Here is a 25,995-nt window from a genome sequence, read left to right on the forward strand (position 1 = left end):
CACCGGCGTGCAGCAAGGGCCGCCCGTACCGAGTCATTCGACCAGTGTCTTGAGGTACTGGCCAACCTCGGAATGATGCTGGATCGAGGACACCGGCAGAATCGTCTCGGCCGGCCCCCAGGCGAAGACATTCACCGGGGTGTGGGTATGCGTACCGGTGCCCCAGACGACATTCTGCTCGGTGCCCAGGACACGCCCCAGCACATCGCCCCGATCGTTATAGGGGTAGAAGGCATCGAAGTCCTGGATGGCCGGCACCTCCTCGGCGTCGAGATAGCTGTGCCCCTCCACGTGGTAGGGGTTCGGCTTGTTGGCCAGGACCGCTTCCGCCTGGGCCTTGTCGATCTGGAAGTCGCTGTTGGCATTGACCATTTCCATCAGACGAGCCGGCGTCCTCTGCGCTTCGTCGAGCGCCCCGAATTCACTCAGCAGGGTCGAGAAGCTGGCCTTTTGTTGATAGAGGGAGTCGAGAAGCGCGACGTCACCGAAGTTGAAGTTGGGCGCATAGTCCCGCTCCGCGAAGGCAGGCCCCGACTTCGACTGCGGTTCCGGCAGGTCGGCCGATGAGTAACTGAGCCCGAACCCGCCCGTTTCATGGTCCGCGGTGACCAGAATCACGGTATCGTCGCGCCCTTTGGCCCAGTCGTAGACGCCCTGGACCGCTTCCTCGAACTTGACCATCTCGTTGAGCATGGTGCCGGCATCGTTCGAGTGCCCGGCCCAATCGATCTGTCCACCCTCGACCATCAGGAAGAAGCCATCTTCATCCTGCTCGAGCCTGTTCAGCGCGGCCTGCGTCATCTCGTGCAGGGACGGCTCGAGGCGGTCGGCATCACTCTTGGTATTGCGATACTCGATGCCATCGGCCATGCCGGAGTTGGCAAACAGGCCCAGCAGCTTGTCGCTCTGATCGGCCTCGAGTTGCTCGCGGTTGAATGCCAGGCCATAGCCCTTTTCGGCCGCTTCCACGAGCAGGTTTCGATCGTCCTGGCGCTTGGATACCGGCTCATAAGCGCCATCCATCAGGTCCGTGACCTCGGCATCCTCGCTCGCCGATTGCGGCACCCAATGGCGCAGCCCGCCCGAGAGCATGACGTCGGGCCCCACCTCGAGCATGTCCACGGCGATCTCGTTCTCCAGCGAACGGTGGGGCTGGTGGGCGGCAAAGGCAGCAGGCGTGGCATGGGTCAGGCGAGTGTCCGAGACCAGGCCGGTTGCCTTGCCCTGCGCCTTGGCCAGCTCGAGCACCGTCTCGACAGGATTGCCCTCGGCGTCGATACCGATCACTTCGCTACCGGAGTAGATACCGCTCGCCAACTGCGTGGCGGAACAGGCGGAATCCACGACGACGGCATCCTCGGGATGCGTCAGGGAGACACCGACGACACCTTCCTTGGCCAACTGGTAAAACGCCGTCGGTTCGCCGTCGTAGATGGAGTCGGGCGCCTGGTTGGCATAGGTCTCCAGCAGCCCCACCTGCTGGGGTCCCATGCCGTCTCCGATCATCAGGATCACGTTCCTGACCTCGGCGGCACCGGCCGGCGCCGCGACCGAGGCAAGCATTACACTCCCCATCACGGGGCCAATCGCCGCTCGTAGCTTCATGCGAAATATCATGACTCATCCTTTTTGTCGGTTATTCTCGGTAATGCGCAACTTCACACTACGGAAATGCTGAATAAATAGCCAAGCACGGTGAAGGCCAGGCCCGTTCTCATGGACACTCTTCACATGATCAATATGAGCCGAAATGCCCTCTTCACGGTAGCCTCGGCCATTGAGGAAGGCCATGCCGAGCCAACCCGACATGGCCAGTGAGGGAGCGCCGCTCAGGATTTCGCGGCAACCCCCAGCGTGGCGTCGTCTTCCTGAGCCTCGCCGGTTCGCCAGATGGCGATATTGGCGTAGCCGTAGAAGAGAGTGATCAACAGCACCAGCATGTGGTACCAGAGGAACGGCAGGTAGCTGAGCGTGGAGACCCCCAGCGTCATGGCCATGAAGACACCACCGTCCGTCCAGGGCACCATGGGCGTGGTGATGGTGCCCCCGGCCTCGGCGTTGCGGGACAGCACGCGTCGATCAATGCCCTGCTTGTCATAGTTCTTCTCGGTGATGGTGCTGGCGGTGATCAGGGAGACATAGGCCGCCCCGCCGAAGAAGTTGCCGAAAAAGCCCCCCAACATGGTGGAAAGCGTCAGACGACCGGGGTTGTCGGCCCAGCGCAAAAAGCCGTTGCTGATCGTCTGCAGTACGCCGACGCGCTCCATCAGCCCGCCGAGCCCCAGGGCGAACAGGATCAGAGCGATGACCCCGAGCATGGATTCGATGCCGCCCCGGTTGAGCAGGGTATTGAGGAAGTCCACATCGGATTGCATGGCATTGCCGACATAGGCGGTCCGCATGGCATCGAGCGGTGCCACGCCCTGAGCCAGCCAGGCGCAGAGGATCCCCATCACGGCACCGAAGGTGATCACCGGGATGGCGGGATAACGGCGGATCAGCAGGCCGATGACGACGACGGCCGGCAGCAACAACCAACCGTTGATGGTGAAATGCGACTGCAGGGCCTGCATGGCCATGTCGGCGCGCTGGGTATCGACATCTTCACCGACATAGAAGAAGCCCACCACCAGGAACAGCAGGGCGGCAATCAGCGCCGCGGGGCCGCTGACGAGCGACATGGAACGGATGTGATCCACCAGCTTCACCCGGCACAGCGAGGCTGTCATCACGGTGGTATCGGACAACGGCGACATCTTGTCGCCCACATAGGCGCCGGAGATCACCGCGCCGGCCACCAGCGGCAGTGGAATGCCGAAGCTATGGCCGATGCCGATCATGGCGACGCCGGCGGTCCCTGCCGTGCCGAAGGAGGTACCCGTCGACAGGGAGGTGACGGCACAGATGAGAAAGGCCGCGCACAGGAAGATCTGCGGGCTCATCACCGTCAATCCGTAGTAGATGATACTGGGCACGATGCCACCGGCGATCCAGGTACCGATCAGTGCTCCCACGGTGATCAGCACCAGCACCGCTTCCATGCCGTTATGAATGCCGTCGATCAGCCCCCGCTGCATGGCCTCGTAGGAAAGCTTGAGCTTCAGCCCGAGTCCCATCACCAGGAACCATGAGGTGAACAGGGCCAGTTGTATGGGCAGTCCGAAGACATTGATGAACAGGAACATGATGGCGATGAAGCCCACCATCACGGCACCCACTTCACCCAAGGAAGGCAGACGGCCCCCCGCTTGCTGCTCGTTCATGACTCACTCCGCTTGTTGTTGTCGCAATGTTGTATTGACTCGATGCCGACCAGCGCCGGCCTGACTATCGGGCAAAACGCGCCAGCCGGTAGGGGGCCAGCGACGGCAATGCCGTTTTCGTGGGTTCCCTTTCGGGAGAGATGAACTGGCTGACCAGGCGGGCCGTGATGGCAGCCTGGGTCAGCCCGAGATGGTGGTGCCCGAAGGCCAGCCAGACCCGCCCTTCCGGGCCGGCCCGATCGATGACCGGCAGCGAATCCGGCAAGGAAGGGCGAAAGCCCATCCAGGGGGTCGCATTCGTCTCGTCCAGGGGGCGGGCAAACATCCCCCGCGCCAGCTCTCGAAGCTGCCAGGCGCGTTCCATCCGTGGAGGACGTTCGAGGCCGGCGAACTCCACGGTACCGGCCAGTCGCAGCCCCTCGGCCATGGGCGTCATGATGAAACGCCGCTCCAGGGAGGTGACCGCCATGGAGAGCCGCTCGACTTCCCGGGGCAGCATCAGGTGATAGCCACGCTCGGTGTCCAGCGGCACCCGAACCCCGGTCAGCGCAGCGACCAGCGAGGCCGAATGGGCGCCGGCGGCGACCAGCACCCTCGGCACCGACAATCGGCCCTGGTTCGTCTCCAGACGAACTCCACCTGCATCGGCCCATCCGCCTTGCACGGCGGCTCGGGAGAACCGCACCCCGGCGGCCTCGGCAGCCCTCACCAGCTCCTTCACCACCTGGAGGGGATCGATCACATGGCCGGTATCGGGGAAGAACAGGCCTCCACGGATGCGCTCCGACAGTCCAGGCGCCCGACGACGGACTTCCTCGCCGTCCAGCCGTTCCAGCGAGACGCCATGCGCCGCGAAACGTGTCGCCGATGCCGCCAAGGCATCCGCCGTCTCGGCCTTCTCGTGGACCAGCAAAGAGCCCTGACCACAGAGCAGGTCGGAACGCCCGATGGACGCCAGCAGTTCCTGCCAGGCCGCCAGGCTCACTTCGTTGAGCGCCCGAATGCCTGACACGCTTCGCTGGTAGGGAGACGAGCGCAGATTCCACAGCAGTCGCATCAGCCAGGGCGCCGCCTTCGGCAAATATCGCCAGTCCAGCCGTAGCGGCCCGAGTGGATCCATCAGCATGCCGGGAATACGCTTCAGCAGAGAAGCATCGGCAATGGGAAAGACCTGCTCGGTGGCCAGGTGGCCGGCGTTGCCGAAGGACGCCCCCATGCCCGGCGCATCGCTGTCCAGCACCCGTACCCGAAGGCCCTGGCGTACCAGTGCCAAGGCGCAGGCCGTACCGACCACACCGGCACCGACTACCGCGATATCGGCATCATCAAAGCCGGTATCCACCATGGGTCGGGCTTGCGGGGAAGCCTTCGGATCGGGACTCGCCTGGGTCATGATCGTTGCTCGCCTGAGGTGCGTTCCGTTGAATGTATAAAATATATAATCTATCTTGGCAAGCATGGCCGACCCGAATCAGTCCGCGACCATCACCCAATACACAATGAGAGGACGATGCATGAAGCGCATCCAGGTGATCGATTCCCATACCGGTGGAGAACCCACCCGGCTCGTGCTGGAGGGCTTCCCCGACCTCGGTTCAGGCAACTTGCAAGAAAAGCTCGAGCGGCTGCGCGGCGAGCATGATCGCTGGCGCACCGCCTGCATGCTGGAACCGCGGGGCCATGACGTCCTGGTCGGCGCCCTGCTCTGCGAGCCGGATACCCCCGGGGCCACCTGTGGGGTCATCTTCTTCAACAACAGCGGTTATCTGGGCATGTGCGGCCACGGCACCATCGGCCTGGTCGCCTCCCTGGCCCATCACGGTCGGCTGTTACCCGGCCTGCACCGCATTGACACGCCGGTCGGCCCCATCGAGGCACGGCTCCACGAAGACGGCAGCGTGACCGTGCGCAATGTGCCGGCCTATCGCTATCGGCGGGCGGTCCCCCTGGATGTGGCCGGCCATGGCCGCCTCCATGGCGACATCGCCTGGGGCGGCAACTGGTTCTTCCTGGTCAGCGATCATGGGCAACGCCTCGCACTGGACAACGTCGACGCCTTGACTGACTTCACCTGGGCGATTCGCCAGGCGCTGGAGGCACAGGGCGTCACCGGCGAGGATGGTGGAGAGATCGATCATATCGAGCTGTTCGCCGAGGACCCGGACGCCGACAGCCGCAACTTCGTGCTCTGCCCCGGCAAGGCTTATGATCGTTCGCCCTGCGGCACCGGCACCAGCGCCAAGCTGGCTTGCCTGGCGGCCGACGGCAAGCTGTCCCCCGGTCAAGTCTGGCGTCAGGCCAGCATCACCGGCAGCGAGTTCGAGGCGCATTACGAGCCGGAAGGCGAGCGGATTCGTCCTTACCTTCGCGGCAGGGCCCATATCAGCGCCGAGGCCACGCTGACCATCGACGAAGCGGATCCCTTCGCCTGGGGAATCGGGCACCCCGGCTGACACATCACGCCCGTTCGTCTCCCTGCCAGCCCCAGGCGCCCTCGATGATGCGCACCCTGTCATCGGCCAGGTTGGCGAGCAGGTTGCGCCCCATCTCATCGAAGCTGTCACCGAAGAGCTCGACTGGCCCGGGCAGTACGGCCGATGCCTGGCGGCGTGTCGCCTGACGATCGTGCCTGCGACGCCAGGCCAGTGCCTCAGCGGTGACATCGGCCACCTCGAGCGGCCGGAAACCGGCCGTTGCCAGTCGCCGTTCCAGCATCCTTGGCGTCTGCAGGTGGCTCGTCGAGCGCTCCCTGGCCCAGGGCACCGGCAGCATCAGCTCGGCGGGATTTTCGCCGGCGACGACCTCATGCAACAGCACCCGGCCTCCCGGCACCAGCAGGCGGCGCCATTCCTTCAGAACCGCCTCCGTATCCGGCATGTTCATCAACGCGTGCTGGCACCAGACGACATCCACGCAAGCATCCGGTAATGGTACCAGGGCGGCATCGGCACAACAGAACCGTGTGTGCGCCGCCAGCCCCGTGGCCCGGCTCAGCCATCTCGCCACCTCGACAAAAGGCGCGGTGATATCGATGCCGACCACCTCGACACCGTGCTCCGCAGCCAGCAACCGGCTGGCCCCGCCAGTTCCGCATCCCACATCCAGCACGCGAACGCCCGGAGAGAATTCGCCAAGCCGGGCCAGCGCGCGACTGGCACGCCGCCCGCCTAGATGCAGCTGGTCGATGCCGGCAATGTCATCAAGGGTCAGGCGATCCGGGTTCCGTCCGCTGGCAACGAAGGCGCGACGCAACCCGTCGAGTAGCGTTTCGCGATTCGCCCCCTTTATGCCACCAGCGCCGGCATAGTGCCGAGCCAACCGTTCGGCATCCCCAGGCATGCCCGCCTGGCCGCTCCCGTCGCGTTTCTCTGCTCCGGAGTCATCATTGGTCATTCGCGCTTGCTCTCCCATGCTGCCGCTCTCTCGGCCTACGGCACGAAAACGCCTCCTCCGGCAGTGAACGACGGCATATCGCCAAAATGTATAACATACAAAATCGATGACACCACATACGCTGACAGCACGGGCCATCCGCGCCTGCAGGTCCATTCACTCGATAACGACAAGGACACCTTCATGACCCTGGAACGACGCCAGTTTCTCACCGCTTCCGTGGCTCTCGGAGCGGCCGTGGCCGCGCCTGGCCTGCTGGCCGGCAACACGGCGCCATCGCGTTACCCGGACGCCACCTGGCAGGTCATCGACGAACGCTTCGAGCGTTACATGCTGTTCAATACCCCCCTGGAACGCCAATGGACAGGCGGCCTGTGGCTCGAGGGCCCGGCCTGGAACGCCGTGGGTCGCTATGCCGTCTTCAGCGACATTCCCCGGGCACGGCAGATGCGCTGGGATGAAGTCACCGGCGAGGTCTCGGTGCTGCGACACAAGGTGGGCCATTCGAACGGCAACACCTTCGATAACCGGGGCCGGCTGATCGCCTGCGAGCACTCCCCCGCCCGCGTCGTTCGCTACGAATGGGACGGCAGCATGAGCGTGCTGGCCGAGCGCCATGATGGCAAGCCGCTCAATGCCCCCAACGATGTCATCGCTCTGGACAACGGGGGCCTGATCTTCACCGATCCGGGCTATGGCGCCCATGTCGACTATGAGGGGCAACGCCGAGAGCTACAACTGGACACGGCGGTCTATTACTGGGAAGACGGCATGGACGAGCCCCGGGTGCTGACCACCGAACTGTACAAGCCCAACGGCATCGCCCTCGGGCCGGATGGCCGCAGCCTGTACATTACCGATACCGCGCCTTCCCACCATCCGGACCAGCCGGCCACCATCACGCGCTTCACCCTCGCCGAGGACGGCAAGGCCCTGCAGAACCCGCAGCGCCTCGTCGAAAGCCGCGAGGAAGGATACGACGGCCTGACTTGCGACGCGGATGGCAATCTCTGGGTGGGCACCTCCGGTGGTGAAGGCATCGATGGTGTCAGCGTCTTCACCCCGGAGGGCACCCTGATCGGGCGCGTCCTGCTCCCCGAGATCTGCGCCAATGTCTGCTTCACGGGAGAAGATCGCAATCGCCTGCTGATGACGGCGAGCCAGTCGATCTACACACTCTACACCGCCACTCGCGGCGCCTGAAAACGCGCCGACGCCTCCACTCCCGGCGTGGCTTTTCATTATCGCACCCGCCTCTTTCATCAAGTCGACGCCGGGTCTTGAGCCCTCCGTCGACAGTGACGAAGGTAGCGAGACCCATGACGAAGCCACGACCGGGAGCGACATGATCACCGAGCCTAGCCTGCCACACTCGAGCGTCGATAACGCCTTCGCGCCTTGCCGGGAACACCGCCATGCTGGCTGACTGGCTGGAGCGGAGCCTGGGCGGATCGGCCTCGGCCCCCGCACAGGGCGACATCCCAGGTGGACGATTCCGCTTCATGGGGCCAGGGCTGCTGGAGCTCACGCCGGATGCCCCCGAGGCCGAGACGCCCGCTGTGGTGCTGTCGGTTGGCATCCACGGCAATGAAACGGCCCCCATCGAGTTGCTCGGCGCCAGCCTCGCCCGCCTTGAAGCCGGCCTGCTGCGTCTGGGCAGCCCCGTGCTGGTGATCCTGGGCAATCTCGAGGCCATTCGTGCCGGCGCCCGCTTCGTCAACACCAACCTCAACCGCCTGTTCCGTCGTGACCTGGGCGAGGATGGCATGGAACCGGACCGGGCCCGCACCTTGATGGACGCGGTGGATGCCTTCTATGCGCGCCATCCGGACCGTGCCCGGTTACATTACGACCTGCACACGGCGATCCGCGACAGCCAGTATCCCCGCTTCGCGGTGGACCCCTTCGCCGACACCGTCACCTCCCCCGAGCAATGGCAATGGCTGGCCGGCGCCGATATCCAGGCGGTCCTTCACCAGCACGATCACAGCTGGACCTTCTCCCATTACAGCAAGCATTACCATGGTGCTCAGGCCTTCACCCTGGAGCTGGGTCGCGCCCTGCCCTTCGGCGCCAACGATCTCGCGCCCCTGGCACCCATGGGCCAACTGCTCGACGCGCTACTGGAGGGGCGCGAACCCGCCTCGGCCCCCCCTTCGCGGATGGCCTTCTTCCGGGTCGAGCATGAGCTGATCCGCCATGCCGAAGGCTTCCAGCTATGCTTTCCCGATGACACCCCGAACTTCACCGAGTTCGCCCCCGGCACGCGGCTGTCGGAGGATGCCGAGGCTGGCCCCTTCACGGTCGGCGATACGCCCTTGCGCGTGGTCTTCCCCAACGCTCGCGTCGAGCTCGGCGCCCGGGCGGCTCTGCTGGTCACTCCGGTACGGGATGCCGAAACGCAATAACGCCGCCATACACGCTTCACCAACGGTTATTAAAACTGCAAAATAACAACAACTTGGAGTTATTTTATGCTTGAGACCCACGCCTCCATAGACCAAGGTCGCATGACCGATCGATCAACACGGCCTGCCGACAACCGTCTGGCCTGTTAGAATCGCCCACCTTTTCGCGCCGGCCCACATGCTGTCCGGTCCCGACCCAGGCGACCTTTCCCGAACTGGAGCCCGTTTCATGGCCGATACCCCGATTCCGCTGGAAGTGCGCAACATCACCAAGCGCTTCGGCAATACCGAAGTCCTCAAGGGCCTGTCCCTGCAGGCCCACAAGGGCGATGTCATCACCCTCATCGGAGCCTCCGGCTCCGGCAAGAGTACCTTCCTGCGTTGCATGAACCTGCTGGAGCAACCCAACGAAGGCGAACTGATCGTCCACGGCGAATCCATCCGTTTCAAGGAAACGCGCCACGGTCGCGAGCCGGCGGACTGGAAGCAGGTCGTCGACATGCGTGCCAAGCTGTCCATGGTGTTCCAGAGCTTCAACCTGTGGGCCCACATGACACTGCTCGAGAACGTCATCGAGGCACCGGTCCATGTCCTCGGCAAATCGAAGCGCGACGCCATCGACCATGCTCGCCAATTGCTCGAACGCGTCGGCCTCGCGGATCGCGCCGACTACTACCCGGCACAGCTCTCCGGCGGCCAGCAGCAGCGCGGCGCCATCGCCCGAGCACTGGCCATGGACCCGGAAGTGATGCTGTTCGACGAGCCCACCTCGGCACTCGACCCGGAACTGGTCGGCGACGTGCTCAAGGTCATGCGCGATCTCGCCGAGGAAGGCCGCACCATGATCGTCGTGACCCACGAGATGGCCTTTGCCCGCGATGTCTCCACCCAGGTGATCTATCTGCATCAGGGGCAGATCGAGGAAGCCGGGGCGCCCGACCAGGTCCTCGGCAACCCGAATTCCGAGCGGCTCAAGCAGTTCCTGGCGCCCAAGCACTGAGACGGCCCGGATGAGGAGACTCCCATGATCGACCTGCACGGCTACGGCCCGCGCCTCGCGGAAGGCGCCCTGGTCACCGTCGAACTGGCGGTTCTATCGCTGATACTTGCCATCGTGCTGGGCCTGGCCACGGCCAGTGCCAAGATGTCGCGCAATTGGGTGCTGCATCGTCTCGGCACCCTCTACACCACCCTGATACGCGGCGTACCCGACCTGGTGCTGATGATGCTGCTGTTCTTCGGCGGGCAGATCGGCATCAACATGTTCACCGACTGGCTCTACACCCAGTTCGATGTGGACATTTTTATCAACATCAATGAGTTCGTCGCCGGCGTGGCGACCATCGGACTGATCTTCGGGGCCTACATGGGCGAGACGTTTCGCGGCGCCTTCCTCGCCGTGGACAACGGCCAGATCGAGGCCGGCCGTGCCTATGGCATGTCTCACTGGCTGGTGTTCCGCCGCATCCGCTTCCCGCAGATGATGCGCCACGCCCTGCCGGGACTCTCGAACAACTGGATGGTACTGCTCAAGACCACCGCCCTGGTCTCGGTGATCGGTCTCTCCGACATGGTCCGGGTGGCCGCCGAGGCTTCCAAGGCCACCCGCGAACCCTTCACCTTCATGATCATCGTCGCCGCCGTTTACCTGCTGATCGCCAGCGTCTCCGAATGGGGCTTCGCGCGACTGCAGAAACGCTATGACATCGGCTACGGGGAGGCGGACTGATGGAAAGCCTGATGAACTGGCTGCAGGCGCAACTGGCCGACAACAGCATCTTCACCCTGCAGACCCTTTCCTACTATGGCGAAGGCCTGGTCACCACGGTCCAACTGGTCTTCCTTTCGCTGATCATCGGCCTGGTGCTGGCCGTGCCACTCGCCATCGGGCGCGGGTCCAAGCATGCCTGGATTCGTCTGCCGATCTTCTTCTACTGCTACGTGTTCCGGGGCACGCCACTGCTGGTCCAGCTCTACCTGATCTACTATGGCGTGGTCTTCGTCGAGGGCATCCAGGACACCTGGCTGTGGGTCATTCTCGAAAAACCCTTCGTGCCGGCATTGATCGCCTTCACGCTGAATACCGGCGCCTACACTACCGAGATCTTCCGCGGCGCCATCAAGTCCACGCCCAAGGGCGAGATCGAGGCCGCCCGCGCCTACGGCATGTCACGCGCCCTGATGCTGCGCCGCATCGTCTTGCCCAGCGCCTTCCGCCGCGCGCTGCCGGCCTATGGCAACGAGGTGATCTTCATGCTCCATGCCAGCGCCATCGCCAGCGTGGTGACCATCATGGACCTGACCGGCGCGGCCCGTTTCGTTTATGCCCGCTTCTACGCGCCCTTCGACGCCTTCCTGTTCGTCGCGGCCATCTACCTCTGCCTGACGTTCACGATCATCTACTTCTTCCGTCACCTGGAGAAGCGGCTGCTCGCTCACCTCAAGCCGGCCAGCGGCTGACGACCGTCGAACGAACGTTGGTTCACAACGTTCGTTCACGGCCTTTCGACCTACCCGAGCTTCGGCTATGGTGGATAGGTCATCACCCAAGGCGCTGAGCGACTCGCGCTCTAGCGGTGAAGCTATCAACAAAAAGGGAAACGCCTCATGAAACTCAACAAGCTCCTGAGCATCGGCGTACTGGGCGCCGGCATGATCGCCGGCGTCGCCAACGCCGAGGTCCGCGACATCCGCATCGGTGTCGATGTGCCCTACGAACCCATGGAGTACCGCACCGCCGACGGCGAGCTGACCGGCTTCGACATCGAGCTCGGCAACGCCATGTGCGAAGAGATCGGCATCAAGTGCGAATGGGTCGTGCAAGGCTGGGACGGTATCATCCCCGGCCTGATGGCCCGCAAGTACGACGCCATCATGTCGTCGATGACCATCAACGACAAGCGCCGTGAGCAGGTGCTGTTCTCCGATCCCTACTTCACCCCGCCCTCCGCCTGGTTCGCACCGGCAGACAGCGAAATCACCGCCCCCGACGAGACAACGCTCGAGGGCATGTCCATCGGCGTGCAACGCGGCACTCTCCAGGACAACTATGTCACCGACATGTACGGCGACGTGGCCGACGTGAACCGTTACGCCACCGCCGACGACATGGTCCTGGACATGGACTCCGGCCGCCTGGACATCGTCTTCCTCGACTTCCCGGTGGGCAAGTCCACCCTGCTCGACAGCGAGGCGGGTGACTACAAGACCGTAGGCGAGAAGATCACCGAACCCAAGCAGTACTTCGGCGATGGCTTCGGCATTGCCTTCCGCAAGCGCGACGAAGCGCTGGCCGAGGCCTTCAACGAGGCACTCGCCACCCTGAAGGAAAACGGCACCTACGCCGACATCGAGGCCAAGTATTTCAGTGAATGAGTACTTCGGTGAATGAGTACGTCAGTGAGTGAATGGCTCGGCGCTTGAAGCGCCTCGTGCTCTGACCTTGACGCGCGGCCCCTGACAACAGGGGCCGCTTTTCTTCTCTCGTCCGGCACCGCTCATCGCCTGGGATGCGTGCCGGGCACGTGTTCGGCGTCCTCATTCAATGCTGCGTCCCGTGGTGGCTGCGCCAGGGCATTGAGGATGCCGCATTCGGCGGCCGAGCGTTGCCCCTGACAACGCGCCCGCAGCGCCACCAGCGTGTCTTCCAGGACCTGAAGCTGGGCGATACGCGCCTTCACATGCGTCAGGTGCTCGTCGATCAGGACATCAGCCCGGTGGCAGGTTCCCTCCGGGTCATCGTGGCACGCCAGCAGAGCGCGAATCTCGTCCAGGGTCATGTCCAGCGCCCGGCAGTGACGAATGAAGGCCAGGCGTTCGACGTGAGTCTCGCCGTACAGGCGGTAATTCGCCTCGCTGCGTTCCGGCTCCGGCAGCAGACCTTCCCGTTCATAGTAGCGAATGGTCACGACCCGGCATCCCGTACGCATCGCCAGCTCACCGATCTTCATCATCGACCTCCACTCAACTCGGGGCCAGGGCTTGACCCTATACAGACTATAGGGTGTGTCATGGCACAAGATATCATGAACGGAGCCCGAGATGTCCGATGCCCATGAACATGGCTGCTGCGGTAGCCAGCACACCGAGCCTCGCGAGGCCGTGTCCGCCCCGGCAGGCAGCGAGACGCTGCGCCTGCGCATCCAGGAGATGGACTGCCCCACCGAGGAAGCCCTGCTCCGCAAGGCTCTGGGCTCGGCGCCCGGCGTCGCTGCGCTGGAATTCGACCTGATGGCCAGGGTCCTCAGCATCCACCATCACGACGCCGACACCGCAGCGCTTCAGGCACGCGTTCGCGACCTGGGCATGACGCCTCACCTTCTGGACGTCGACGAGGCTTCAAGCGGCGCAGCACTGGAAAGCAACGACACCCCTTGGGGCAAGCTGATACTGGCGGCACTCCTGGCCCTGGCCGCCGAGGTCGTCGGCTGGACACCCTGGCCCTGGACCACCTGGCTCGCCCCGCTGCTCGCCCTGCCGGCCATCGCCCTGGTGGGTCTGCCGACCTGGCGCAAGGGCTGGGTCGCGATCCGCCACCGCACCCTCAACATCAATGCCCTGATGAGCGTGGCGGTGACCGGCGCCCTGCTGATCGGCCACTGGTCGGAAGCCGCCATGGTGATGGTGCTGTTCACCCTGGCGGAACACATCGAATCACGCTCTCTGGAACGTGCCCGCCGTGCCATCCGCGATCTGCTGGACAGCGCGCCCCGACAGGCCCGGCGCCGCACGGAAGCGGGAGAATGGGAGACCGTGGCCGCCGAGGATGTGGCCATCGGCGAGATCGTGCGGGTACTCCCGGGCGAGCGCCTGCCGCTGGACGGCGAGGTGGTGCGGGGCCACCCCAGCCTGGACGAATCGCCGATCACCGGCGAGAGCCTGCCTGTCGACAAGGCGCCCGGCGACAGCGTCTTCGCCGGTGCCATCAACCATGACGGCGACTTCGACATCCGCACCACTCGAGAGGCCAGCGACACCACACTGGCGCGCATCATCCATGCCGTCGAGCAGGCCCAGGCCAGCCAGGCTCCCACCCAGCGTTTCATCGACCGCTTCGCCGCCATCTATACGCCCGTGGTCTTCACCGTGGCGCTGCTCACGGCCCTGGCCTGGCCCTGGGTCGTCGGCGGTGCCTGGCTGGACGGTATCTACCGGGCGCTGGTGCTGCTGGTGATCGCCTGCCCTTGTGCGCTGGTCATCTCCACCCCGGTCACCATCGTCAGCGGCCTGTCGGCTGCCGCCCGCGCCGGCATCCTGGTCAAGGGCGGCCGCTTCCTGGAGCAGGGAAGACGACTCGGCTGGCTGGCTCTGGACAAGACCGGCACCCTGACACAGGGCGAGCCCTCGCTGGAACATTGGGAACCCCTCGACGAGCCGTTGGATGCAAGCACGCGCGCGACCCTGACACGCCAGGCCGCCCTGCTCGCCGGCCGCTCGACGCATCCCGTATCCGCCGCCATTCATCGTGCCCTTACACCGGATTCGGATGATGGCCGCGTGGATGATTTCCGCGAACGTCCCGGTCAGGGGGTCGAGGGCTGCGTGGACGGCCGGGCGCTCTGGCTCGGCAACCGCCGGATGGCCGATGCGAAGGGGCTGATAGACGCGACGCTTGCCGATCGCATCGAAGCGCTGGAACGTCGCGGCGCCAGTGTCGTGGCGCTGGGCTCCAACGACAGCATCCTCGCGCTGTTCGCCGTGCGCGACCCGCTCAAGCCCACCAGTCTGGCGGCCATCGAGGCCCTGCATGGCCTGGGCGTGAAGACGCTGATGCTGTCCGGCGACAACCGGCACGCGGTGAGTGCCATCGCCACGGAAGCCGGCATCGACAGCGCTCGGGGTGAGTTGCTGCCCGAGGACAAGCTCGCCATCATCGAGGAATACGGACGGCGTGGCGTGACCGGCATGGTCGGGGATGGCATCAACGATGCCCCGGCACTGGCCCGCGCCGATATCGGCTTCTCCATGGGAGCGGCCGGCAGTGACGTGGCCATCGAAACCGCCGATGTCGCGCTGATGGACGATGACCTCGGCAAGCTACCGACCTTCCTCCGCCTGTCCCGGGCCACCTACGCCGTGCTGGTCCAGAACATCGTACTGGCCCTCGGCATCAAGGCCGTCTTTCTGGTCCTGGCCTTCGCCGGTCAGGCCACGCTATGGATGGCGGTGTTCGCCGACCTGGGCGCCAGCCTGCTGGTCATCGCCAATGGATTGCGTCTGCTGCGTGCTCGGATCGCTTGAGTGCCCTCGAATGGCGACACCCCGTGCAAGAAACCGACAGTCGCGCCATACGCGGAACCCAGCTCCTCGCTGTCGGTCAGTAGGGAGTCATCATTTCAGATAGGGACATCAGATGCAGCACGTCTCCACCGCCGCTGCCACGCGCCCGTCGTCCGCCTGGACAGGCTGGGGCCAGTGGCTGGCCCTGATCACCATGACGCTCGATCACCTGGCCCGCTACGTGGTTCCGGATGCCTGGGGGCTGGGCTGGGCCGACTCATCGGTGGGGCGCGTCGCCTTCCCGCTGTTCGCCGCCATGGTGGCCTGGCATGGCCTCTTCAATACCCGCAACCCGCTGCGCTACGCGCGACGCGTGCTGGTGATCGGCCTCATCGCCCAGCTTCCCTACATGTTGATGCCACGGGAGGCCGATGGCCTGATCCTCAACATCTGCTTCACGCTGTCGTTGGGCCTGGCCGGCGGCACCTGGGCACGCGCCCTGCCTGAGCGCCTGGAGCGGGGCGCACTGGGGCGCCGGCGCCTGGCCGTCGAAGCCGGCATCGCCCTGGTGGTCTGGACCCTGGCCGGCCACGTCGTCGAATACAGCCACCTGGGCCTGCTGATGATTCCGCTCTACATGCTCGCCATGGCGCACCTGCACCGGAGTGGCAATGGCGTCTCCAACCGTCTGGCCAGTACCGCCATGGCACTGCCAGTGCTGATCGTCGCCGGCCTGATGAACAGCTCCGACATGGCCAAGTCCTTCACCGTCGCCACCACCCTGGCAGTGCTCCTGCTGGCCGCCGGCGCCCATCGGCTTCCTTCCGAGGTGCCGCTGCGCATGCCACGGCGATTGTGGCTGGGCTGGTATCCCGGCCACTTCGCTGCCATCGCCCTGTGGCTCTGGGTGTCGGGCGGGCTCGCGACCTAGAGGCATCGGCGCATGAAATTGAGTATCCAGCGCACCATCAGCTGGTCGTCCACCGGCGCATCGAGGCTGGCCAGGCCCTCCCGCACCCGGGACGCGCCAACCTGGTCGCGCCGCAGTCGCATCAGGTCCGCCGAATAGGCCTTGGAGAACTCGGGGTGTCCCTGCACGCCGAGAAAACATTCGCCGACCTGCATCAGGTACCGGGGGCAAAAGTCACTTCCCGCCAGCACCCGGGCATTCGGCGGCAGCGTGTTCACCTGGTCCTGGTGACTGACCACCAGATCGAGCCCTTCCTGCCATGGATCCATCCAGTCGGCCCGCTGCGCCACGTCATTGAACGACATGCCCACGCCCCAGCCCCTGGAGCTCTTGACGACCTCGCCGCCCAACGCCTTGGCGATCAGCTGGTGACCGAAGCAGATGCCCACCAGAGGCCTGTTGGCCTCCCACAGGCGTCGGACGAAGCCGCACAGATCCTCGATCCACGGCAAGCCGTCATTGACACCGAACTTGGAGCCGGTCGTCAGCCAGGCATCCACCGCATCGACATCGTCCGGCAGCTCGCCATCCAGGCAACGCCATACCTGGAAGGTCAATGCCGGGTCCACCGAGGTGAACAGTCTCTCGAACATCGCCGGATAGTTGCCGTGGCACTCCCGCAACTCCGGCGCCACGTCGTCACACTGCAAAAGCCCTATGCGCATTGCCCCTCCTCCCGTTGACGCCCGCTTGGCGCTGACCCGCTAGAGACGGCCTTCGACCGCAGCAACGAAGATGTCGCGATACTGCTCCGGCGAGAAGCCGATGGGGTTGGTGCCCGACGACGGATCGGCGACCGCCATGCGACCGACCTTCTCCGCCTGCTCGGTGCCGATGCCCAGCTCTGCCAGCGTATGTGGGATGCCCAGGCGCTCGCGCAGGTCGAGCACCCAGTCGATCACCGCCCCGGTTCCCGGCTGGCTCAGGTCGAGATAGCGTCCCAGGCGCACCATGGGTTCGCCGATGGCCTGTTCGTTGGCGCGCAGGACATAAGGCATCAGCACGGCATTGAGGGTCCCGTGGTGCGCGTCGTACAAGGCCCCGAGAGGATGCGCCAGGGCATGCATGGCGCCCAGGCCACGCTGAAAGGCGGTAGCGCCCATCATCGAGGCCACCAGCATGTGCTGGCGTGACTCGAGATCCTGGCCATCGGCATGCACGCGCGGCAAGTGGTCGCGAATCCGGCGCATGCCTTCCACGGCGATTCCTTCGGCCATGGGGTGATAGTTGGGCGAACACCAGGCCTCCAGGCAATGGGAAAGCGCATCCATTCCCGTGGCGGCGGTGATCGACGCCGGCAAGTCGACGGTCAACTCGGGATCGAGGATCACCGTCGCCGGCACCATTTGCGGATGGAAGATGATCCGTTTGACGTGTTCCTGCTCATTGGTGATGACCGACGCGCGCCCCACCTCGGAGCCAGTTCCCGCGGTCGTGGGCACGGCGACCACCGGCGCTACGGCATCGCCGTCGGCGCGTTTCCAGTAATCGCCGATATCCTCCAGCTCCCAGATCGACAGCTCATCGCGCTGTCCTGCCATCAAGGCCACCGCCTTGGCGGCATCCAGACCGGAGCCACCGCCGAAGGCGATGACACCATCGTGGCCGCCCTCGCGAAAAGCCGCTACTCCCGCTTCGACGTTGGCCCCGGTCGGGTTGCCCTTGATCTCGCTGAACACGGCGACCTGCAGGCCCTGGCCGGCACAGTGCTGCACCAGGTCGTTCACCATCGGCAAGCTCGCCAGGCCGGGATCGGTCACCAGCAAGGGGGCTCGCATGCCCAGTGCTTGGCAAGCTTCAGGCAGTTCCCGTATCCGCCCTGCCCCGGCGAGAATCCGGGCAGGATAGTTCCAGGTGGCAGTCAGCTGGCTCATGTCGTCTTTGCACCTCATATCCTCAGTCTCCAATACCGGGGGCACGGCACCCGACGCTTGCTGGAAGCCTCGATTCCGCCCCACCGGGTCATACGTGTTCTACCCTGGCGCGAAGCGCCGATCTTGCGGCTTCCACACGCCTTGCGCTTATCCATGCTTCAGGTGGAAGGACTTGGGCCGCGTCAATGTCTCGTAGCCCAGGCGTGACAATGAGCAGCCGCGTCCGGATTGCTTGACGCCGGTCCAGGCCAGCTCGGGATCCAGATAGTCGCAGCGATTGGTGAAGACGGTCCCCGCCTCCAGGCGCCGGGCCAGCTGTTCGCCGGTGGTGATGTCGCGAGTGAAGACCGCCGCGGTCAGGCCGAAGTCGCTGTCGTTCATCAGCGCGATGGCCTCATCGTCGGAATCCACCGGCATGATGCCCACCACCGGGCCGAAACTCTCCTCGTGCATCACGCGCATGGAATGATCGACGCCGGTCAGCACCTGAGGAGCAAGGTAGGCGCTGCCCGGCTCGGAAAGCGGATACTCGCCGGGATCGATCCAGGCCTTCGCGCCGGCCGCCACGGCCTCTTCCACCTGGCCTCTCACGAAATCCGCCGCCGCCGGCTTGACCAATGGCCCCAGCGTGGTCGCCGGATCGGTGGGGTTGCCTAGCCTGAGCTGCCGCACCCAGGCCACGGCCCGCTCGACGAAGGCATCATGAAGGTCGCGATGCACGTAGATCCGTTCGATGCCGCAGCAACTCTGGCCGGCATTGAAGAAGGCGCCATCCATCACGCCCGGTACGGCCGCATCGAGATCGGCATCGGCGCGCACATAGGCAGGGTCCTTGCCGCCCAGCTCAAGGCCGGTGGCAATGAAACGCCCGGCAGCATTGCGCTCCACCATTTCACCACCGCCGACCGAGCCGGTGAAGGACACATGATCGATACGCGGATCGCGAATCACAGCCTCGGTCGCCGGATGGGAAAGGTGAAGATACTGAAAAACTCCCTCGGGCAGTCCCGCCGTCTCGAAGGCCTGCTGGATTCGCTCGGCACACAACGGGGTCTGGGCGGAATGCTTGAGGATCACGGCATTGCCGGCCATGAGCGACGGCACGATGGCATTCACCGCCGTCATGAACGGAAAGTTCCAGGGGGCGACGATGAACGACACGCCCAGCGGCTCGCGGGTGATATAGCGAGTGAAGCCCGGCTTGTCAGGCAGCGTGATCGGCGCCAGAGCCTGCTCGGCCAGAGCGATCATGCCGCGGGCCCGCTCCTCGAAGCCGCCGATCTCCGCGCCGCCAGCGGCAATCGGCCGGCCCATCTGCCATGTCAGCTCCTCGGCCAGCGCATCGCGGCGGGCGACGAAGGCGTCGACCATCGCCGAACAGAAAGCGGCTCGCTCGGCGATCGACGTCGCCTGCCAGGAACGCTGCGCCGCCACCGCCCGCTCAAGGGCCGCCTCTACCTGCGCCGCATCGGCCAGCTCACGCTCGACATACACCGAACCATCCACCGGCGAAATCGTCTGTTGTATTGCCATCTGTCGTTTTCACCTCATGACGTGGTATCTAACGAATTCCCGTGGTCCAGGGCCGAGTGGACGGCACCAAGGCAAGGCGGAGCAACGAGAAATCGCGGCGTTGACTGTCGTCAATGAGCAGATTTCGAGGCGCTCCAACACAGCTTTGGTGTCGTGCAACCGGCCTTTCCACTAAATAATTTCGAAGTAGCGATCCAGCTCCCAGTCCGTAATATGCTTGCGGAATTCTCGCTCTTCCCATTCCCGGGTTGCCGCGAAGTGCTCGACGAAGGCATCGCCGAACAGCGCCCGGGCCGCCTCGGACGCCTTGAGGCGCTGAGCCGCCTCCCACAGGGTGCGCGGCAAGGACTGGTGCGCGGGATGATCGAGCTCGTAGGCATTGCCCTTGACCTGCTCATCGGGCTCAAGCCGGTGTTGGATGCCGTAGAGGCCGGCGCCAATGGCGGCCGCCAGCGCCAGATACGGATTGGCATCGGCGCTGCCGAGGCGATATTCGACCCGCTGCGACTTGGCGCTGCCCGGTATCACTCGCAGCGCCGTGGTACGATTCTCCACGCCCCAGGTGGCCTCGGTTGGCGCCCAGAAGCCGGGAATCAACCGGGTATAGCTGTTGATGGTGGGCGCGAACATGGCCAGGAATTCCGGCATCAGTTTCTGCTGCCCGGCGACGAAATGGCGCTGCACATCGCTCATGCGATAGGGTTTGTCGGCATCGAAGAACACCGACTCGCCGCTTTCCCGATCCCGCAGCGAAAGATGAATATGCCCGCTCTGCCCCGGGTAGTCCGGCGACCACTTGGCCATGAAGGTGGCCATCAGGCCGCGACGCTGAGCCCAGACCTTGGTGAAGGTCTTGAACAGTGCCCCCTTGTCGCCGGCCGTCATGGCATCGTCCACCGCCAGGGCGGCCTCGAGCACGCCGGGGCCGGTCTCGGTGTGCAGCCCCTCGATGGGAAAGTCCATCTCCTGCGACAGCGCCAGCAGCTCGTGATAGAGCTCGCTATGCACCGAGCTGCGCAGCATCGAGTAGCCCATCATGTCCGGCGTCAGCGGCTTGAGGTCACGAAAGCCCTTCTCGCGCACCGACTCCGGCGTCTCCTGGAACATGAAAAACTCGTACTCCAGGGAGCCACTGGCTTCGAAGCCCATGTCTCGTCCCTGCTCCAGCACCCGGCCGAGCAGGCCACGCGGACAGATATCGCCGGCAGGACCGTCGAACTCGGCCAGGAACAGCAGCATCCCGCCTCCCTCGCTCGGCATCTCGCGACAACTGTCGACGATGATTCTCAGAGGCGCATCGGGGTAACCGGTGTGCCAGCCGGTGAAGCGCACATTGTCGTAAAGCTCGTCCTTGCTGTCCCAGCCCAGCACCACGTCGCAGAAGGCGAAACCGTCTTCCAGGGCGGAGAAGAACTTGTCGCGCTGCATGTACTTGCCGAGCATCACGCCGTCGATATCGAACATGCCCACCTTGACGTGGCTCAGGCCGCGCTCCTCGACGATGCGCCGAGCGTCCTCCGTCGTCTTGATGTCTCTCGCCTGCATTCGGCTCATCGTTTCATCCTCATCGGCTACATTGTGCTTGTTCGCGGCCTGCATCGGGCTCAGGCCTGCTTCGGGCTTGTCTCGGCTTGCTCGTCGAGTTCTCGCTCGGCCAGGGCGATCGCCTCGAATTCCTCTTCCGGCGCCTGGGCCACTAGGTGGTGGCGGCTATAGAACCCGAAATAGGCCAGCATGATGGCGTAGAACACCGCCGACCACAGCGCCGCCTCGACACTGACCACGAACGTCGAGAGGAAGGCGACGATGGCCAGCACGAAGGCCACGCCCGAGGTCAGGATGCCGCCCGGCGTACGATAGGGACGTTCGAGTTCGGGCTCGCGGCGGCGCAGCAGGATATGCGAGAGCGTCATCATGGCGTAGGAGATGGTGGCACCGAAGACCGCCATGGTGATCATCAGATCACCCTTGCCGGTGAGCGAGAGCAGAAAGCCGATGGCCCCAGGCACGATCAGCGCCAGGAACGGCACCTTGCGACCACCGGTGACCGACAGCCAGCGAGGCAGGTAGCCGGCCCGGGACAACGCGAAGGTCTGGCGTGAATAGCCATAGATGATCGAGAAGAAGGACGCTATCAGCCCGGCCAGGCCGACCAGGTTGACGAACCCCGCCGCCCAGGAGTCAGTGCCATACACCGCCTGCAGGGCACCAACCAGCGGCGCGGCGTGCTCGCTCATCGCCGCGGCGCCGGCACCGCCGGGCGCCAGCAGCAACACGCAGGCACCGAACACCAGCAGCACCAGCATGGCCGTGATGATGCCACGCGGCATGTCGCGTCCTGGATCGCCGGCCTCTTCGGCAGCCAGAGGCACGCCTTCGACAGCGAGGAACAACCAGATCGCGAACGGCAAGGCGCCCCAGATACCGATGAACCCTTCGGGCAGAAAGGCCGAGGCCCCCAGAGCGCCGGTATTGACCGAAATATCGAACAGATTGGCGGGATCGAAGTGCGGCAGCATGCCGACCACGAAGACCAGGATGGCGATGACCGCCAGGGCGGTGATCCCCATCATGATCTTCAGTGCCTCACCGGCCCCCCAAAGATGAATGCCGACGAAGACGGCATAGAAGACGGCGTAGACCAGCGGGCCATTGAGGCCGATCAGTTCGTTGACGTAGCCGCCGATGAAGATCGCGATGGCCGCCGGCGCAATGGCGTACTCGAGCAGTATCGCCGTGCCGGTGACATACCCTCCCCAGGGACCGAAGGCACGGCGGGCGAAACTGTAGCCGCCGCCGGCGGTGGGCAGGGAGGAGGAGAGTTCGGCGATCGACAGCACCATGGCCGTGTACATGATCGCCATCAGGATGGTCGCCACCAGCATGCCACCGAATCCACCGGCCGCCAGGCCGAAGTTCCAGCCGGCATAGTCGCCGGAGATCACGTAGGAAACACCGAGGCTGGCCAGCAGGATCCAGCCGGCCGCCCCCTTCTTCAACTTGCGCTTGTCGAGATAAGCCTCGTCGACCGATTCATAGTCCACCGAGGTCGTGGACGTACGGGAATGACTCATTCTGAATACCCCCAACGCTTGTCTTGTCATTGTTAGCGTGGCGTTCGCGTCCACCGGGTCGTGGTTCGTCACGCGCCCTGGCAGTCTGGTGCGGGCTTGAATCAGGGAGCAAGCAGCATCGGTACGGCTGACCGATGCACTATAGGTAAAAACGATAATGCACGCGTCGAGAGCACGCTGACGCGTGCCGTGCACGACCTCGGGGCATCGTGCGAGTGTCCCGGAACGCGAGGTCAGCCAGTACTGACCTCGGCGACCAGCCAGGGCAGGTGTCGACGCAACGCCCCCATGAAGCGCTGGTCGAGCAGATGGCGACTATCCCGCGCGAGCTGAGCCGGCAGGTCGCCCAGTTCATCGCGTCGCGACACCAGCGTCAGGTCGCGTCGCAGCGGCGGCGTGGGTAGCGGCTCGATGCGCAGGGCGAGCCGATCGAGCCCCGCCTGGAAAAGACAGAGCGGTGTGGTGATCGTCCAGCCGCTCCCCGACCCGACAAGACTGAGCAGCGCGAAGGTGTTGTCGATATACAGCCGGGCCGGCAGCTCCAGTCGATTGAGGCGCAGGTGTCGCTCGATGCTCTGTCCGATCAACGACTGGGCGGTATAGCGCACGAAATCCAGTTGGCGCGACAGCCAGCGCAGGTTATCCACCGGCCCCGTCCAGTCGGCGGGCAGGACCAGGACGAAGGGCTCGCCGAGAATGGCGTGGCGCTCCAGGCCATCGTAATTCTCGAGACGGTCGTCCGAGATGATGATGTCGACGTGCCGCGTCAGCAACGAGTGGCCATGCATGTGCGACAGGCCCGTCGTCAGGCTGTAGTCGCTGGTATGACGTCGAATCACCTCGATCAGGGGTTGCCCCACGGCGGTGGCCAGGGAATCCACCAATGCCATGCGGACCTGATGCAGGCGGCCGAAGGCGCCCGACTGGAGCTCTCGCCGAGTATGGCGCGCCTCGTGCAACAATCGCTTGGCGCGATCATAGAAGAAACGACCGGCACTGGTTGGCTCCAGCGGCCGGGAATGACGATCCAGCAGGACCAGCCCCAACCCTTCTTCGAGGTTGGCGAGACTCTGCGATACCGAAGACTGCTTGAGCCCGAGGTATTCGGCAGCAGCGGTCTGGCTACCGCGCTCCAGCGTCTCGACGAAGATTTCCATGCTGCGCAGATCGAACCCGAAGCCGCTTCGCATCCCCTGTCTCCCTTGTGCTTGCCGATCCACAGCATGCCACAGCGGCACACGCCAAGCGCGTCATGACGGGATCGATTCAACGAGAAAGACCTTGAAGGCCTGCCACAGCGGGCTGCGATAACGTTCGGGATGCCAGACCAGAGAGAAGGTTCGGCGCAGCGACAGCTCGCTGTCGAGCGCCACCAGCTCACCCCGCTCGAGTTCGCCCGCCACGCTCAGCCGGGACAGGCAGCCAAGCCCCAGGCCGGCGCGCACGGCCTGCTTGATGGCCTCGTGCTGCCCCAGTTCCATGCGCCCTTTGGCAAGAAGACCGCGAGCCTGCATCGCCCGCTCGAAGACCGAGCGCGTCCCGGAACCCGGCTCTCGGAGAATCCAGTTCGCTCCGGCGAGAGTGTCGTCATCGAGTCGTGTTCGCTCCGCCAGGGGATGGTCGAGCGCGGCGACAATGACCAGCCGGTCCTCGCACCAGGTCTCGCTGGCCAGTCGCGGTTCGCGACATTCCCCCTCGATCAGGCCCAGATCCGCCTCGAGGCGCAATACATCGGTGATGACCTCGAAGGTATTGCGCAACTTGAGGCGCAGGTCCACCGCCGGGTGACGCTCGCTGAAGCGACCGGCCAGCCCGGGCAGCAGATAGGTCCCCACCGTGGCACTGGCCGAAATGCTGAGCGCGCCGTGCAACGCCCCCTCGGGCTCCCGGGCGGTCGCCACGAAATCCGCGACGCCCTCCAGAAGCTCCTCCGCCCGCGGCATCATTCGACGCCCCAGCTCATTGAGCAGCAGGCGACGACCGGGACGCTCGAACAGGGCCACTCCGAGCTGGCGCTCGAGATCGGACAGGGCCTGGCTGGTCGCCGACTGCGACAGGCTCAGCGACTCGGCCGCCGCACTCACCGTGCCCAGCCGCGCCACGGTGACGAACACTTGCAGCTGTCGAAAACTCACCGCGGGTGTCATATCGGTTTTTCCGAAAAGAGGTTTCGTTATTAACTGATAACCAGATGAGCTATTAGCGCATAGGATGCTCGACAGGTACAACGTCGTCGAGGATTCCTGCATGTGGCAAGGCCTGTTGATATGCGCCGCCCTCACCAGCGCCGGATTCGGCCTGGTACGGTTGCCCGGCCTGGCCGAAAGCAGCGTCAGCCCACTGGTGGTGGCCTTGCTGCTCGGCATCCTGATCGGCAACCTGCCCCTGGCGCGCCGCGCCAAACGCACCGGCCCCGGCCTGGCCTTCGCCACCCGCTGGCTGCTGCGCGGCGGCATCGTGCTGTTCGGCCTGTCGCTGACCCTGCAGCAGGTCGTCGCCCTGGGGCCCAAGGTCCTGCTGCTGGATATGCTGGTCATCGCCAGTGTGCTGACGGCCGGCTACGTGATCGGCACGCGCGTGCTCGGCATGGATCGCGAAACCACCCTGCTGACCAGCGCCGGCAGCGCCATATGCGGTGCCGCGGCGGTGCTGGCCACCGAGTCCACCATTCGCTCGCGCCCCGCCGCCACGGCCATGGCGGTTGCCACCGTGGTGCTGTTCGGCTCGCTGGCGATGCTGCTCTACCCGCTGCTCTATCCGCTGCTGGGCATGGACGAAGGCCTCTACGGCATCTATATCGGGGCCACCATTCACGAGGTCGCTCAGGTCGTGGCCGCCGGCGAGGCAGTGGGCCCCGAGGCTCTGGCCAATGCGGTGATCGTCAAGCTGGTGCGGGTCATGCTGCTGGTGCCCTTCCTGCTGATCGTCGGCCAATGGTGGCTGCGCCGCCATACGGCTGTCGAAGACCGCGCACAAGGCGGGCTGGTGATTCCCTGGTTCGCCTTCGGCTTCATGGCCATGGTGGTGTTCAACAGTCTGGTCGACCTGCCCGCTCCGCTGCACGACGCTCTGGTGCTGACCGGCCAGGTCGCGCTGACCATGGCCATGGCTGCCCTGGGTTTCGAAACGCGGCTGGAGAAGCTGCGCGCCCTGGGCATCCGCCCTTTCCTTCTGGCACTGACCCTGTTCGTGCTGCTGATCGGTGGTGGTTGGATCGCCAGCAATCTGCTGATGGGATGAAGAGATAAGAAAGAAGAGCGA

22 protein-coding genes are annotated in these 25,995 nt (G+C 64.7%); 10 read left to right on the forward strand and 12 right to left on the reverse strand.

Translation table 11 applies throughout. From position 1 onward, the window contains the following. Positions 1-33 precede the first annotated feature (33 nt). The 3 genes from HSDC_RS11230 to HSDC_RS11240 all read right to left on the reverse strand — a co-directional run bounded on the left by HSDC_RS11230 (position 34) and on the right by HSDC_RS11240 (position 4,656). Positions 34-1,563, reverse strand: coding sequence for an alkaline phosphatase (locus HSDC_RS11230; RefSeq protein WP_244883831.1), 1,530 nt, complete (start codon positions 1,561-1,563; stop codon positions 34-36). Between the two features lie 266 nt (positions 1,564-1,829). Further along, positions 1,830-3,263 carry a Na+/H+ antiporter NhaC gene (nhaC, locus tag HSDC_RS11235; protein ID WP_064700053.1) on the reverse strand — a complete coding sequence of 478 codons (1,434 nt, stop codon included), beginning with the start codon at positions 3,261-3,263 and terminating at the stop codon, positions 1,830-1,832. A 64-nt stretch (positions 3,264-3,327) separates the two neighbouring features. Beyond that, positions 3,328-4,656: an NAD(P)/FAD-dependent oxidoreductase gene (locus tag HSDC_RS11240; protein ID WP_137055278.1), complete on the reverse strand. Its 1,329-nt coding sequence runs from the start codon at positions 4,654-4,656 to the stop codon at positions 3,328-3,330. Positions 4,657-4,777: 121 nt separating this feature from the next. Here HSDC_RS11240 and HSDC_RS11245 point away from each other — a divergent pair, with 121 nt between their 5' ends. Further along, positions 4,778-5,716, forward strand: a complete 939-nt coding sequence (locus tag HSDC_RS11245; RefSeq protein ID WP_064700054.1) for a 4-hydroxyproline epimerase — start codon at positions 4,778-4,780, stop codon at positions 5,714-5,716. A 4-nt stretch (positions 5,717-5,720) separates the two neighbouring features. Here HSDC_RS11245 and HSDC_RS11250 read toward each other — a convergent pair whose 3' ends face one another. Beyond that, on the reverse strand, positions 5,721-6,656 hold the full coding sequence (locus tag HSDC_RS11250) for a class I SAM-dependent methyltransferase (RefSeq protein WP_064700055.1): 936 nt from the start codon (positions 6,654-6,656) through the stop codon (positions 5,721-5,723). A 183-nt stretch (positions 6,657-6,839) separates the two neighbouring features. On the opposite strand from HSDC_RS11250, the gene HSDC_RS11255 reads away from it, so the two are divergent. From HSDC_RS11255 to HSDC_RS11280, 6 genes are all read left to right on the forward strand, one after another. Then, a complete protein-coding gene (locus tag HSDC_RS11255) occupies positions 6,840-7,859 on the forward strand; it encodes an SMP-30/gluconolactonase/LRE family protein (protein ID WP_064700056.1) in 1,020 nt (339 codons plus the stop codon). A 212-nt stretch (positions 7,860-8,071) separates the two neighbouring features. Beyond that, the gene (locus HSDC_RS11260; protein WP_064700057.1) at positions 8,072-9,064 is read left to right on the forward strand and encodes a succinylglutamate desuccinylase; all 993 of its coding nucleotides are present in this window, start codon (positions 8,072-8,074) and stop codon (positions 9,062-9,064) included. A gap of 229 nt (positions 9,065-9,293) precedes the next feature. Further along, the gene (locus HSDC_RS11265; protein ID WP_064700058.1) at positions 9,294-10,064 is read left to right on the forward strand and encodes an ABC transporter ATP-binding protein; all 771 of its coding nucleotides are present in this window, start codon (positions 9,294-9,296) and stop codon (positions 10,062-10,064) included. 24 nt (positions 10,065-10,088) lie between these two features. Continuing rightward, the gene (locus tag HSDC_RS11270; RefSeq protein WP_064700059.1) at positions 10,089-10,793 is read left to right on the forward strand and encodes an ABC transporter permease; all 705 of its coding nucleotides are present in this window, start codon (positions 10,089-10,091) and stop codon (positions 10,791-10,793) included. Further along, entirely contained in the window at positions 10,793-11,524 is a 732-nt protein-coding gene (locus HSDC_RS11275) for an ABC transporter permease (RefSeq protein WP_013331304.1), read from the forward strand. Before HSDC_RS11270 ends, HSDC_RS11275 begins: the two co-directional genes overlap by 1 nt. A gap of 147 nt (positions 11,525-11,671) precedes the next feature. Next, complete coding sequence (locus HSDC_RS11280; RefSeq protein ID WP_064700060.1) at positions 11,672-12,439, forward strand: transporter substrate-binding domain-containing protein; 768 nt, start codon at positions 11,672-11,674, stop codon at positions 12,437-12,439. Positions 12,440-12,561: 122 nt separating this feature from the next. Here the strand turns inward: HSDC_RS11280 and cadR are convergent, their stop codons facing one another. Next, entirely contained in the window at positions 12,562-13,014 is a 453-nt protein-coding gene (gene cadR / locus HSDC_RS11285; protein ID WP_064700061.1) for a Cd(II)/Pb(II)-responsive transcriptional regulator, read from the reverse strand. Positions 13,015-13,105: 91 nt separating this feature from the next. Here cadR and HSDC_RS11290 point away from each other — a divergent pair, with 91 nt between their 5' ends. Then, entirely contained in the window at positions 13,106-15,304 is a 2,199-nt protein-coding gene (locus HSDC_RS11290; RefSeq protein ID WP_064700062.1) for a heavy metal translocating P-type ATPase, read from the forward strand. 112 nt (positions 15,305-15,416) lie between these two features. After that, positions 15,417-16,214, forward strand: a complete 798-nt coding sequence (locus HSDC_RS11295) for a TraX family protein (protein WP_064700063.1) — start codon at positions 15,417-15,419, stop codon at positions 16,212-16,214. Here the strand turns inward: HSDC_RS11295 and HSDC_RS11300 are convergent. From HSDC_RS11300 to HSDC_RS11330, 7 genes are all read right to left on the reverse strand, one after another. After that, positions 16,211-16,918 carry a glutamine amidotransferase-related protein gene (locus HSDC_RS11300; protein WP_064700064.1) on the reverse strand — a complete coding sequence of 236 codons (708 nt, stop codon included), beginning with the start codon at positions 16,916-16,918 and terminating at the stop codon, positions 16,211-16,213. The genes HSDC_RS11295 and HSDC_RS11300 overlap by 4 nt on opposite strands. A 39-nt stretch (positions 16,919-16,957) precedes the next feature. Further along, a complete protein-coding gene (locus tag HSDC_RS11305) occupies positions 16,958-18,127 on the reverse strand; it encodes an iron-containing alcohol dehydrogenase (RefSeq protein ID WP_064700065.1) in 1,170 nt (389 codons plus the stop codon). A gap of 147 nt (positions 18,128-18,274) precedes the next feature. Further along, a complete protein-coding gene (locus tag HSDC_RS11310; protein ID WP_064700066.1) occupies positions 18,275-19,660 on the reverse strand; it encodes an aldehyde dehydrogenase family protein in 1,386 nt (461 codons plus the stop codon). Between the two features lie 171 nt (positions 19,661-19,831). After that, positions 19,832-21,214, reverse strand: coding sequence for a glutamine synthetase family protein (locus HSDC_RS11315; RefSeq protein WP_064700120.1), 1,383 nt, complete (start codon positions 21,212-21,214; stop codon positions 19,832-19,834). Positions 21,215-21,264: 50 nt separating this feature from the next. Continuing rightward, a complete protein-coding gene (gene eat / locus HSDC_RS11320; RefSeq protein ID WP_064700067.1) occupies positions 21,265-22,734 on the reverse strand; it encodes an ethanolamine permease in 1,470 nt (489 codons plus the stop codon). A gap of 233 nt (positions 22,735-22,967) precedes the next feature. Next, the gene (locus tag HSDC_RS11325; protein WP_064700068.1) at positions 22,968-23,924 is read right to left on the reverse strand and encodes a LysR family transcriptional regulator; all 957 of its coding nucleotides are present in this window, start codon (positions 23,922-23,924) and stop codon (positions 22,968-22,970) included. A gap of 60 nt (positions 23,925-23,984) precedes the next feature. Continuing rightward, positions 23,985-24,881: a LysR substrate-binding domain-containing protein gene (locus HSDC_RS11330; protein ID WP_064700069.1), complete on the reverse strand. Its 897-nt coding sequence runs from the start codon at positions 24,879-24,881 to the stop codon at positions 23,985-23,987. Between the two features lie 100 nt (positions 24,882-24,981). Here HSDC_RS11330 and HSDC_RS11335 point away from each other — a divergent pair, with 100 nt between their 5' ends. Beyond that, complete coding sequence (locus HSDC_RS11335) at positions 24,982-25,974, forward strand: YeiH family protein (protein ID WP_064700070.1); 993 nt, start codon at positions 24,982-24,984, stop codon at positions 25,972-25,974. The last annotated feature ends 21 nt before the right edge of the window (positions 25,975-25,995 follow it).

Origin of the sequence: Halomonas caseinilytica, assembly GCF_001662285.1 — a bacterium.
Lineage (GTDB): Bacteria > Pseudomonadota > Gammaproteobacteria > Pseudomonadales > Halomonadaceae > Halomonas > Halomonas caseinilytica.